Here is a 12605-nt window from a genome sequence, read left to right on the forward strand (position 1 = left end):
AAGAATTTGCGAAATCCGACCGCTTACAATTTTTTATAGTAATTTCCAAAATGATTGAAACGATTTCAATTCTTTTGGAATTGATTATATTAAGGAGAAATAATGGCAATTACCCTTACAGAAGCCGCAGCAAACCGTGTAAAAACTTTCCTTGAAAATCGAGGAAAAGGTATTGGATTACGTTTAGGTGTGAAAACTTCAGGTTGTTCAGGATTAGCCTATGTACTTGAATTTGTTGATGTTTTAAATGAAGATGATCACGTTTTTGAACAACACGGCGTAAAAGTTATTGTCGATGAAAAAAGTTTAACTTATCTCGATGGCACGCAATTAGACTTTGTAAAAGAAGGCTTAAATGAAGGCTTTAAATATACCAACCCAAATGTTAAAAACGAGTGCGGTTGTGGCGAAAGTTTTAGTGTTTAGAGGTTGTTATGCATAATCCTTTTGAGCTTTTCGGATTGCCCGTGCAATTTCAGCTTGATCAAGCTTTACTTTCTGAACGTTATTTAAATTTGCAAAAAGAGCTCCATCCAGATAACTTTGCAAACCATTCTTCGGCAGAACAACGTTTGGCAATTGAGAAATCTGCAGATGTTAATCAAGCGCTACAAATTTTAAAAGATCCGATTTTAAGGGCTGAAGAAATAATCAAAATTCATACCGGTAAAGAAAAAAATTTAGAAGAAAAAAGTATGAAAGATATTGACTTTCTAATGCAACAAATGGAATGGCACGAAAAATTAGAAGCAATAGAGCATCAGCAAAATGAAGAAGAATTGTTCTCTTTTTTAAAGTTTGTTCAAACGGAACAAAAGTATGTTTTGCAACAGTTAGAAAATGCTTTAGAAGAAGCAGAATGGGCGATTGCAAATGCTTTAACAGACAAACTTCGCTACTTCAAAAAGCTAATTTTTCAGATTGAGAAAGTTGAAGAGAAATTGTTAAATTTTTAGCTAAATTAGCTATTGCTAAACTTACCGATATGGAATACTGTGAAACAAACAAACAAACAAACAAACAAACAAACAATTATATTAGCAGCAGATATAAAATTTGCGGAACAATTAGAAACAACGATTAAGTCTATTTGTTATCATAATGCTAATTTGTATATTGTTCTGTTAAATCGGGATTTCTCAAAAGAGTGGTTTGAATATTTAAACACATATTTAAATCAAATAAATTGTGAAATTATTGATGTAAAGGTAAATTGTAATCAACTTGAAGAATATAAAACATTACCTCATATTTCATCTGCTTCGACCTTTTTTAGATATTTTATTCCAGCATTTGTAAATGATGATAAAGTTCTTTATTTAGATTGTGATTTGGTTGTAAATGGTTCACTCTCGATCTTTTTTGATTTAGAACTTAATGATCATTATGTTGCTGCATCATTAGATGATATAGCTTTTAATTTTCATCAGAAAAAACATTTTAATGCCGGCGTGTTGTTAATTAATAATAAACTTTGGCGCAAACAAGAAATTACATTAAAAGCACTGGAGCTAACAGATAGACTTAATGAAAAACTTGAAGAAGGCGATCAAGAAGTATTAAATATCTTATTTCAAAATAAATGGATAGAATTAAATCCTTACTTAAATTATTTAGTTGGTGCAGAATATCTTTATCGGAGAAATGGAGTAACTCAATATATTCGCCGTCAAGAAGATGATGTTCCTCTTATCTTGCATTTTAATACAAAATATAAACCGTGGTTGCCAATAGATGGTGTACCATTTCGAGAATATTATTGGTTTTACTATAGGTTAAATTGGGCGGATATTATTGCCCGACATTATAATATACAAGGATAAATAGTGAAAAATTTAGAAGAATTATTAGATAAAAACTCCGCATGGCTAATTTTAAGAGATTGGTTTACACAGGCTAAAAATCATTATGAAATTTTAGTGAGCTATCCCGAAGATGCTGGTGCGGCGTTAGTTGGCATGCAACTTTCAACCCGTTCGCCACTTGGTGCAATGGTGTATGAAACAGGCGGTGTGTTGATTGATCACGGTTGGTTACGTATTTTAGGTTCGGGTAATGAGAAACTGCCAAGAGGGCTTTTCGATTGGAACTTTGGTAAAACTTTTAAACAATCTGGCGAACAACCAAGCCATTTACTGATCGCTGATGATGCTATAGGTGGTTATTTTGCAATTAACGCTGGCGGATTAGGGGCTGATATAGGCAAAGTTTTTTATTATCACCCGCTAAAAAAAGCTTGGCAAAATACCAACTTGGGTTACTCTGAATTTTTAGGTTGGGCATTAGCCGGCGATTTAAATGCTTTCTATCAAGATCTTCGTTGGGATAATTGGCAAGCAGATGTTGAAAAATTGCAAGGTCACCAAATTTTAAGCGGTGAAAACCATATTGCCGTTCCAGTAGAAAGACATTATCAAAATGAATTCGCACCTGAAAATATGGGGTATTCAGTAGCATAACTAAGTTTTAAATAAGCTCAGTTTTAAACTCTCTCCCACAAGGGGAGAGAGTTGTATCTTCTACAAATTATAAACATTTAATTAAGGCGTGTTGATGTTTTATGCTTATAAAATATGCTGTTTTATACCTAGCACGCAAAATGCGTACTAGGTTATGTATAGTTGAGTGGCTTTGCCACTCTAATTCTCAGCCCCAAAGGGGCTGAATTATGCGTAACCCAGTACGGCTCTGCCGTGCTGGGATATTAAATAAACACCTCTTGATGATTTTGCAACCTCAAAACATCAACAAGCACTATTTAACATTAGGACTATTTCCTCCCTAAAAGGGAAATCATTTACTAGAGAAAAATAAATAATGGCATTACTTCAAATTGCGGAACCGGGTCAAACCGCAGCTCCGCACCAACATCGTTTGGCAGTCGGGATTGATCTTGGTACAACCAATTCATTAGTCGCAAGTGTGCGTAGTGGTACGGCAACGGTACTACTTGATGAGAAAGAGCGAGCATTAGTACCGTCAGTGGTGCATTATGCGACAGAACACAAACTTGTTGGCGTAGAAGCATTTGCGCAGGCTTCAATAGATCCACAGAATACAATTATTTCTGCGAAACGTTTAATCGGTCGTTCTTTGAGTGATGTTCAAGCTCGTTATCCTGATCTGCCATATCAATTTTCGGCAACCGATAACGGTTTACCTCTTATTCAAACGAAGCAAGGTAATAAAAGCCCGATTGAAGTGTCTGCTGATATTTTAAGCCACTTAAATCAATTTGCAGAGCAACGTTTAGGGGGCGAATTATCTGGTGTGGTTATTACAGTACCAGCCTACTTTGATGATGCGCAACGTCAAAGCACAAAAGATGCTGCTCGTTTAGCTGGCTTGAATGTTTTACGTTTATTAAATGAACCAACCGCAGCAGCAATTGCTTATGGTTTGGATAGTGGGCAGGAAGGCGTTATTGCCGTTTACGATTTAGGTGGCGGTACTTTCGATATTTCAATTTTGCGTTTAAGTCGAGGCGTATTTGAAGTGTTAGCCACTGGAGGCGATACTGCGTTAGGTGGTGATGATTTTGATCATCTATTAGCAAATTGGATCTCTGAACAGGCAGGTCATAAACCACAAACAGCAAATGAACAACGTGAGTTATTAACATTAGCCACTCAAACCAAGATCGCACTTTCGCAAGCGGATGAAATTGATGTGAAGTTTGCAAATTGGCAAGGTAACATCTCTCGTTTACAATTTAATGAACTTATTCAACCGCTTGTCAGACGTTCTTTACTGACTTGCCGTCGAGCCTTAAAAGATGCCGACGTTGAAAACGAAGAAATTAGAGAAGTGGTTATGGTTGGCGGTTCAACGAGAGTGCCTTTTGTACGTGAACAAGTTGGCGAGTTTTTCGGGAAAACACCTTTAACTTCTATCGACCCAGATAAAGTAGTTGCATTAGGCGCAGCCATTCAAGCTGATATTTTGGTAGGGAATAAACCTGATAGCGATATGCTATTACTGGACGTAGTTCCATTATCATTAGGTATTGAAACAATGGGAGGATTGGTTGAAAAAATTATTCCTCGTAACACGACAATCCCTGTTGCTCGAGCTCAAGAGTTTACGACAGCTAAAGATGGGCAAACTGCAATGTCGGTGCACGTGCTACAAGGCGAACGTGAATTAGTTGAAGATTGCCGTTCACTTGGTCGTTTTACATTGCGCGGTATTCCACCTATGGTGGCAGGAGCTGCGACAATTCGAGTTACATATCAAGTGGATGCTGATGGTTTGTTAAGTGTCACGGCAATGGAAAAAAGTACGAAAGTACAAGCTTCTATTCAAATTAAACCTTCTTACGGCTTAACCGATGAAGAAGTCACGCAAATGATTAAGTCATCTATGGTGAATGCTAAAGAAGATATGGAAGCTCGTCAGCTTGCTGAACAGCGAGTTGAAGCAGATCGTACGATTGACACCGTGATTTCAGCCTTACAACAAGATGGAGCAGAAGTATTAAGCATTGATGAGTTCAAGGCGATTGAAGCTCAAATTCAGCAGTTATTGGATTTGAAAAAAGGAACGGATCGCTTTGCTATTCAACAAGGCATTAAAGATTTAGATCTTGCTACGCAAGAATTTGCGGCAAGACGAATGAATTTATCTATCCAAAAAGCCTTAGCGGGTAAAACGGTAGATGAAGTGATGAATTAAAATCAATAGAAAGAATGGTAGGGGCGGGGCGATGTGCCCGCCCCTACAATAAACAGAAAATATAGAGGATATTATGCCAAAAGTAGTTTTTCTTCCACACGAAGAATTTTGCCCAGAGGGTATGGTTGTTGAAGCTCAAACGGGTGAAAACTTATTAGAAGTTGCTCACAATGCAGGGGTTGAAATTCATCACGCTTGTGATGGTTCTTGTGCTTGTACGACTTGCCACGTGGTTATTCGTGAAGGCTTTGATTCATTAAATGAAAGCTCGGATCAAGAAGAAGATATGTTAGATAAAGCTTGGGGTTTAGAAATGGAAAGTCGTTTAAGTTGCCAATGTGTTATTGGTGATGAAGACTTAGTTGTTGAAATTCCAAAATATAATCTTAACCACGCAAATGAGGCAGCACACTAATGAAATGGACTGATGTAAGAATGATCGCAGAAAATCTGTATGATATGAACCCAGATTTAGATCCAACTACCGTACGTTTTACCGATATGCACAAATGGATTTGCGAAATGGAAGATTTTGATGATGATCCGGAAGCATCAAATGAACAAATTTTAGAAGCAATTTTAACGATTTGGTTAGAAGAGTACGAATAAAAAATAGGGGATGGAGATAACTTCATTCCCTATTTTCTACTATTTTGTGATAACGTTCACAAATTTTATAAAAATATTCAGTCTTTACACCTAATATTCCCTATAATAATACTCCTTTCTTAATTTCTATAAGGATTACTCATTATGATGAACAGAAGACGTTTTCTTCAAATCGGTGCTACCACCGTATTAGCGATTAGTGCAAACCGTTTTGCATTTGCTGCAGGCGATAGCAAAGTTTCTTTGCGTGTTATTGGCACAACGGATATTCACAGTTTCTTAACGGATTTTGACTACTACAAAGATGCACCAACAACAAAATTTGGTTTTACTCGTGCGGCAACGTTAATTGAACAAGCTCGCAAAGAGGCTAAAAACAGCGTTCTTGTTGATAATGGTGACTTAATTCAAGGTAATCCGATTGCGGACTATCAAGCAGCGGTTGGTTATAAAGAAGGGAAATCTAACCCTGCGATTGATGCATTAAACCTAATGAAATATGATGTAGGGACATTAGGTAACCACGAATTTAACTACGGTTTAAAATACCTTGATGACGCAATCAAAGAAGCAAAATTCCCGATCATCAATGCGAATATCGTTAAACCAGGTACAGATGAGCCAGTTTACCAACCATACTTCATTCAGAAAAAAGAAGTGGTTGATGAAGATGGTGTGAAACATACTTTAAATGTCGGTTATATCGGTTTCGTTCCACCACAAGTAATGGTGTGGGATAAAGCCCATTTAGACGGCAAAGTGGAAGCTCGTGATATTGTGAAAATCGCTGAAAAATATGTGCCAATCCTGAAAAAAGCAGGGGCGGATTTAATCGTAGCACTTGCTCATACAGGTCCATCTGATGAGCCTTATAAAGAAGGCGCTGAAAACTCAGCATTCTATCTTGCTGATGTAAAAGGCATTGATGCGGTGATTTTTGGACACTCACACCGCCTATTCCCAAATAAAGAGTTTGCAAAATCGCCAAATGTGGATATTGAAAAAGGAACAGTGAAAGGTATTCCAGAGTCAATGGCAGGTTACTGGGCGAACAATATCAGTGTTGTGGACTTAACTCTGGCAAAACAAAAAGGCAAATGGCTTGTGGTTGATGGTAAAGCCGTGCTACGCCCAATCTATGATAATGAGAAAAAAGCTGCAACGGTAGAAAATCACCCTGAAGTCGCTGCTTTATTACAACCTGTTCACGAAGCAACTCGTAAATTCGTGTCACAACCAATCGGTAAAGCGACAGACAATATGTACAGCTACCTTGCTTTAGTTCAAGATGACCCAACAGTACAAATTGTGAACCAAGCACAAAAAGCCTATGTAGAAAATATCGTGAAAGGATTGCCGCAGTTAGCAGGGTTACCAATTTTAAGTGCGGGTGCACCGTTTAAAGCTGGCGGTCGTAAAAATGATCCGAATGGTTATACCGAAGTAAACAAAGGTGAATTGACATTCCGTAACGCAGCTGACTTATATCTCTATCCAAATACCCTTGTTGTGGTTAAAGTCACAGGCGAAGAGTTAAAAGAGTGGTTAGAGTGCAGTGCTGGTATGTTTAAACAAATTGATCCAGCGAACGAACAGCCACAAAGTCTATTAGACTGGGAAGGTTTCCGCACTTATAACTTTGACGTGATTGACGGCGTTCAATATCAATATGATATTACTCAACCAGCACGTTATGATGGCGAATGTAAGTTAATCAACGATAAAGCTCACCGTGTAATGAATTTAACCTATAACGGTAAACCAGTTGATCCAAAAGCAGAATTCTTAATTGCGACCAACAACTACCGTGCATATAGCAATAAATTCCCTGGCACAGGTGAAAGTCATATTGTCTTTGCTGCACCAGATGAAAACCGTCAAATTTTAGCGAATTATATTACTGCTGAAAGTAAAGCCAACGGTCAAGTCAGTCCAGCTGCAGACAAAAACTGGCGTATTGCTCCAATTGCCGCTAAAGGCAAATTAGATGTACGCTTTGAAACTTCGCCAAGCGATAAAGCAAAAGCCTTTATTGCAGAAAAAGCACAATATCCAATGTCATTCGTTGGCACGGATGAAACAGGATTTGCGATTTATCAGATTGATTTGACGAAGTAGTGCTTTAAATTAAATTATTGTGTTTCATTCAAAAGGACTAAGGGTTGTATTTTATAAAACTTAGTCCTTTTATTTAGGGGTAATGAAAAGTAACTTGTTGGTTGGAAGATAAAGTTTTTAGGTATAAAAATCAGCGCTTTAATTAGTGAGTTTAACACTAGTGTTTTAGTAGCCCGGAAGATCCTTCTGAATAATCACGAGGTTGATTTTCATCGGGCGTATCTTTTTGAGTGAGTTTGAAAAATTCAGTTTGTTGTTCTTCCGGAAGTAATTTTGATGAACTTTGCGCAAGATGTGTATAAAGTTTCTTATAGTCTTCTGCTAAGGTTGAGAGTAATGTTGCAGAATGTGCAAAATGTTGCTCTAATTGATGTTTTTGTTCTTCCACTTTTGATTTCATAGCTTTCAAATCACTTTCAAGCTCTAACTGCTTTTGTACATTTCGACTGGTAAAGCGCACAAAAATCACACCGATAATTAATCCCACAACAAAAGCAGAACCAACTGCTCCCCATACTGCCGTTGTCCATTCTGTCATAATCAACTCCTTATTGTTATTGAACTTCACTTACTTTTAACACTTTATTTTGAAATAGGGAAGGCGAAATATTTAAAAATGAGAAGTAAGCGACAAAATCAAAAATTTATGCGGAAAAGATTAGATCTTTGTCAATAAAATCTGTATAATCCTCACACCCTGTTTTTGTTTGGACTTTCCCGCCAAACAAGTTTGGTCTAGATTAGACTCGAAGGGGTCGGATTTAGCCGTAAAATTATAGGTAATATCTGAAAAGATATTGGGTTTAAACTTTAAATTTTGGTATTTAATTAATGAAAACTTTTGTAGCAAAACCAGAAACAGTAAAACGTGACTGGTATGTAGTAGATGCGACAGGTAAAACTTTAGGTCGTTTAGCTACTGAATTAGCACGTCGTCTTCGTGGTAAACACAAGGCTGAGTACACTCCACACGTAGATACAGGTGATTACATCATCGTTATCAACGCAGAGAAAGTAGCTGTAACAGGTAAAAAAGAAACTGATAAAATCTACTACTGGCACACTGGCTATGTAGGTGGTATCAAAGATGCAACCTTCAAAGAAATGATTGCACGTCGTCCAGAAGCAGTGATCGAGATCGCAGTAAAAGGTATGTTACCAAAAGGTCCTTTAGGCCGTGAAATGTTCCGTAAATTAAAAGTTTACGCAGGTAACGAACACAACCACGCTGCACAACAACCACAAGTTTTAGACATCTAATCACGGAGCAGAAAAATGACAGCAGCAAATCAAAACTACGGCACAGGTCGCCGCAAAAGCTCTTCAGCTCGTGTATTTATCAAACCGGGCAGCGGTAACATTACTATTAACCAACGTTCTTTAGACGTTTACTTCGGTCGTGAAACTTCACGTATGATCGTTCGTCAGCCATTAGAATTAGTTGAGTTATTAGACAAATTAGATTTATACATCACTGTTAAAGGTGGTGGTATCTCTGGTCAAGCAGGTGCGATCCGTCACGGTATCACTCGTGCATTGATCGAATACGACGAAACTTTACGCCCAGCACTTCGTGCAGCTGGCTTCGTTACTCGTGACGCACGTCGCGTTGAACGTAAAAAAGTGGGTTTACACAAAGCACGTCGTCGTCCACAATACTCAAAACGTTAATTTCGAGTATTTCAGATATACGAAAGTATTATCAGCAGAAGGCAGGATTTATTCCTGCCTTTTCTGTTTTTATCGTTCCGTAAGTGATAAAATAATACAAATTATTAACAAAGGTATATTCAATGCTAGCCATAATTTCTCCCGCTAAAACACTTGATTTTGAAACCCCTTCTCCGGATTTAGGACTTGCAAAAACACAACCAAAATTAACCGCTTATAGCCAAGAGTTGATCGATATTTGTAAACAATTTTCGCCGGCAGAATTGGCTTCTTTAATGTCTATTAGTGATAAATTAGCCAGTTTGAATGTCGCTCGTTTTGCCGAATGGGAACTTACCCATCACGAACAAAATTCAAAACCGGCGTTATTTGCTTTTAAAGGTGATGTTTATACGGGCTTAGAGGCAGAAACGCTTAGTAAAGAACAGATTGAGTATGCCCAAACGCATTTACGTATGTTGTCTGGGCTTTATGGTTTATTAAGCCCACTTGATTTAATGCAACCTTATCGCTTAGAAATGGGAACAAAATTGACTAATCCGAAAGGTAAGGAGCTTTACGCCTTTTGGGGGAATAGCATTACAGAAGCATTGCAGGATGCGATTGATGAGCAAGGCGACAGTGTACTAGTCAATTTAGCTTCCGATGAGTATTTCAATGCAGTAAAAACAAAAAATCTACAAGCTACCATTATTAAGCCGATTTTCTTAGATGAGAAGAATGGTAAATATAAGCAAATCAGTTTCTATGCTAAAAAAGCACGAGGAATGATGGTTCGTTTTATGCTTATTGAACAATCGACTTCTGTTGAGCAACTAAAAGCTTTCAATTATGGTGGCTATTGGTTTGATGAAGATGCTTCAACTGAAACAGAGCTTGTATTTAAGCGTGAGGAGCAATAATGAAATTTTCATTACTTAAAATTGCATTTCTTTCACTTTTCTTAACCGCTTGTCAGCTTACCGAACCACAATTTTCTGTGCCGAAATCCATTAAATTTCAAGGTAAAACATTTGAAAAAGTGACTCATAGCCAAATTGATGAAATGCAACAATTACTCTATTTGCCTGATGATGAAGCGAAAGATCCTAATCATTGGAATAAAGGTATTTTGCTTTTCTTAGACAAAAATAGCAAAAATATTACTTTAGCTGATCGTGTTGCATTACGACAAAATAGCTTTAATAAGCAAAAAGAGACAAAAGCAAAGATAGAAATTGTCGGGCAAGAGCTTAAGAGCGAGGTATTGTTCCCACCAACAGAACGTTTTAATGACGTTTTATTGGAAGTTTCAAGAGGGAGAACTTTACAATGTGGCTATGGGCAAATGCAGTATTCGGACAAGCGGTTAATTTCAGCAAAAGAAAAACAAAATTTGACCGCTTATCAACCTGAGCTTGCTCGATTAGCGCTACTGTTTAGCCAGCTAGCGTGGCAAATTTCGTGTGAATAATCGGCTTTTTTAGTTGCTTTTCTTTCAAAGTTTAGTAATTTCAAGTAGAATTGGTCGATTACATTTTTTATCAGTTTATGCTGCAATTGCACAAAATATCTTGTAGGGGAAAATTACATTTGCCCAAAAACAATGGTTGGAATTTAGGGCGAATGTAATTCGCCCCTACAATAGATTTTAAATTTTTGGGCAGTTGTTGCATACTCCTTTTTATTAAATTTATAACAAAACAGGACATTTATTGCCCGATGAATATGAAGAACATTCGTAACTTTTCAATTATCGCTCACATTGACCACGGTAAATCAACATTATCAGACCGTTTAATTCAAACTTGTGGCGGTTTATCTGATCGTGAGATGGAAGCTCAAGTGTTAGACTCAATGGATCTTGAGCGTGAGCGTGGTATTACCATCAAAGCACAAAGTGTAACATTAAATTATAAAGCGAAAGATGGCGAAACCTATCAATTAAACTTCATTGATACGCCGGGGCACGTGGACTTCTCGTATGAAGTTTCTCGCTCATTAGCTGCTTGTGAAGGCGCTTTATTAGTGGTCGATGCAGGACAAGGCGTTGAAGCACAAACCCTTGCTAACTGCTATACCGCAATTGAAATGGATTTAGAAGTTGTGCCGATTTTAAACAAAATCGACTTGCCTGCGGCTGATCCTGAGCGTGTTGCAGAAGAGATCGAAGATATTGTCGGTATCGATGCGATGGAAGCAGTACGTTGTTCTGCTAAAACTGGTGTAGGTATTGAAGATGTATTAGAAGAAATCGTCCATAAAATACCAGCGCCAGAGGGCGATCCTGAAGCACCATTACAGGCGCTTATTATAGATTCTTGGTTCGATAACTATTTAGGTGTTGTTTCTCTTGTTCGTGTGAAAAATGGTTCGATCAAGAAAGGCGATAAAATCAAAGTGATGAGTACAGGGCAATCCTATAATGTCGATCGCTTAGGGATTTTCACGCCAAAACAAGTGGATACAACAGAGCTTAAAACGGGCGAAGTAGGTTGGGTTGTTTGTGCAATTAAAGATATTTTAGGCGCACCGGTTGGCGATACTTTAACTCATCACCATAACAGTGCAACCGAAGTATTACCGGGCTTTAAGAAAGTGAAGCCACAGGTTTATGCCGGCTTGTTCCCAATTAGTTCAGATGATTATGAAGCGTTCCGTGATGCTTTAGGTAAATTAAGTTTAAATGACGCCTCTTTATTCTATGAACCGGAAAACTCAACCGCATTAGGCTTTGGCTTCCGCTGTGGTTTCTTAGGCTTATTGCATATGGAGATCATTCAAGAGCGTTTAGAGCGTGAATATGATCTTGATTTAATTACCACTGCGCCAACGGTAGTTTATGAAGTTGTACAAACCAATGGCGAAATAATTTATGTCGATAGCCCGGCAAAATTACCGCCGATTAGTAACATTAGTGAAATTCGTGAGCCTATCGCTGAATGTAATATGCTTGTACCGCAAGAATATTTGGGTAACGTTATTATGTTATGCGTGGAAAAACGTGGTGTGCAAACGAATATGGTGTATCACGGTAATCAAATTGCTTTAACCTATGAAATCCCAATGGGCGAAGTGGTGCTAGACTTCTTTGACCGTTTAAAATCAACCTCACGTGGTTATGCATCATTAGACTATGGTTTTAAACGTTTCCAAACAGCAGATATGGTTCGTGTTGATATTATGATTAACGGTGATCGTGTTGATGCGTTAGCGCTTATTGTTCATAAAGATAATGCACAATATCGTGGTCGTGAATTAGTGGAAAAAATGAAAGACTTAATTCCACGTCAACAATTCGATATTGCAATCCAAGCGGCAATTGGTAACCACATTATTGCACGTTCAACGGTAAAACAATTACGTAAAAATGTATTGGCAAAATGTTACGGTGGGGACGTAAGCCGTAAGAAAAAACTTCTCCAAAAACAAAAAGAAGGTAAAAAACGAATGAAATCGTTAGGTAATGTGGAAGTGCCACAAGAAGCGTTCTTAGCGATTTTACATGTGGGTAAAGATTAATTCTTAATAAACTTGGACACCATTTTGGTGTC

At 37.7% G+C, this 12605-nt stretch carries 14 protein-coding genes; 13 read left to right on the plus strand and 1 reads right to left on the minus strand.

Features of this window, described 5'->3' with window-relative positions:
* Positions 1–102: 102 nt before the first annotated feature.
* From iscA to cpdB, 8 genes are all read left to right on the plus strand, one after another.
* Positions 103–426: an iron-sulfur cluster assembly protein IscA gene (iscA, locus tag AM305_RS08315; protein WP_005821060.1), complete on the plus strand. Its 324-nt coding sequence runs from the start codon at positions 103–105 to the stop codon at positions 424–426.
* 8 nt (positions 427–434) lie between these two features.
* On the plus strand, positions 435–956 hold the full coding sequence (gene hscB / locus AM305_RS08320; protein WP_005824912.1) for a Fe-S protein assembly co-chaperone HscB: 522 nt from the start codon (positions 435–437) through the stop codon (positions 954–956).
* Positions 957–995: 39 nt separating this feature from the next.
* Positions 996–1823, plus strand: a complete 828-nt coding sequence (locus AM305_RS08325; protein WP_005824914.1) for a glycosyltransferase family 8 protein — start codon at positions 996–998, stop codon at positions 1821–1823.
* 3 nt (positions 1824–1826) lie between these two features.
* Positions 1827–2459, plus strand: coding sequence for a DUF2625 family protein (locus tag AM305_RS08330; protein ID WP_005824916.1), 633 nt, complete (start codon positions 1827–1829; stop codon positions 2457–2459).
* 358 nt (positions 2460–2817) lie between these two features.
* Complete coding sequence (gene hscA / locus AM305_RS08335) at positions 2818–4674, plus strand: Fe-S protein assembly chaperone HscA (RefSeq protein ID WP_005824918.1); 1857 nt, start codon at positions 2818–2820, stop codon at positions 4672–4674.
* Between the two features lie 73 nt (positions 4675–4747).
* Positions 4748–5089, plus strand: coding sequence for an ISC system 2Fe-2S type ferredoxin (gene fdx, locus AM305_RS08340; protein ID WP_005818964.1), 342 nt, complete (start codon positions 4748–4750; stop codon positions 5087–5089).
* Positions 5089–5283, plus strand: coding sequence for a Fe-S cluster assembly protein IscX (gene iscX, locus AM305_RS08345; protein ID WP_005818965.1), 195 nt, complete (start codon positions 5089–5091; stop codon positions 5281–5283). The genes fdx and iscX overlap by 1 nt, the downstream gene beginning before the upstream one ends.
* A gap of 144 nt (positions 5284–5427) precedes the next feature.
* The gene (gene cpdB, locus AM305_RS08350; RefSeq protein WP_005824921.1) at positions 5428–7401 is read left to right on the plus strand and encodes a 2',3'-cyclic-nucleotide 2'-phosphodiesterase; all 1974 of its coding nucleotides are present in this window, start codon (positions 5428–5430) and stop codon (positions 7399–7401) included.
* A 157-nt stretch (positions 7402–7558) separates the two neighbouring features.
* Here the strand turns inward: cpdB and AM305_RS08355 are convergent, their stop codons facing one another.
* Positions 7559–7939, minus strand: coding sequence for a Z-ring associated ZapG family protein (locus tag AM305_RS08355; protein ID WP_005824923.1), 381 nt, complete (start codon positions 7937–7939; stop codon positions 7559–7561).
* Positions 7940–8232: 293 nt separating this feature from the next.
* On the opposite strand from AM305_RS08355, the gene rplM reads away from it, so the two are divergent.
* The 5 genes from rplM (at position 8233) to lepA (ending at position 12573) form a co-directional block, all read left to right on the plus strand.
* Positions 8233–8661 carry a 50S ribosomal protein L13 gene (gene rplM / locus AM305_RS08360; RefSeq protein ID WP_005596850.1) on the plus strand — a complete coding sequence of 143 codons (429 nt, stop codon included), beginning with the start codon at positions 8233–8235 and terminating at the stop codon, positions 8659–8661.
* Between the two features lie 15 nt (positions 8662–8676).
* On the plus strand, positions 8677–9072 hold the full coding sequence (gene rpsI, locus AM305_RS08365) for a 30S ribosomal protein S9 (protein ID WP_005708818.1): 396 nt from the start codon (positions 8677–8679) through the stop codon (positions 9070–9072).
* 122 nt (positions 9073–9194) lie between these two features.
* On the plus strand, positions 9195–9974 hold the full coding sequence (yaaA, locus tag AM305_RS08370) for a peroxide stress protein YaaA (RefSeq protein ID WP_005824926.1): 780 nt from the start codon (positions 9195–9197) through the stop codon (positions 9972–9974).
* Positions 9974–10525 (plus strand): hypothetical protein, encoded by a 552-nt coding sequence (locus AM305_RS08375; RefSeq protein ID WP_005824928.1) that lies wholly within the window; start codon positions 9974–9976, stop codon positions 10523–10525. The genes yaaA and AM305_RS08375 overlap by 1 nt, the downstream gene beginning before the upstream one ends.
* 254 nt (positions 10526–10779) lie before the next feature.
* Positions 10780–12573, plus strand: a complete 1794-nt coding sequence (gene lepA, locus AM305_RS08380; RefSeq protein ID WP_005824931.1) for a translation elongation factor 4 — start codon at positions 10780–10782, stop codon at positions 12571–12573.
* Positions 12574–12605: the final 32 nt, after the last annotated feature.

This window comes from Actinobacillus minor NM305 (assembly GCF_000175195.1).
GTDB classification, from domain to species: domain Bacteria; phylum Pseudomonadota; class Gammaproteobacteria; order Enterobacterales; family Pasteurellaceae; genus Haemophilus_A; species Haemophilus_A minor.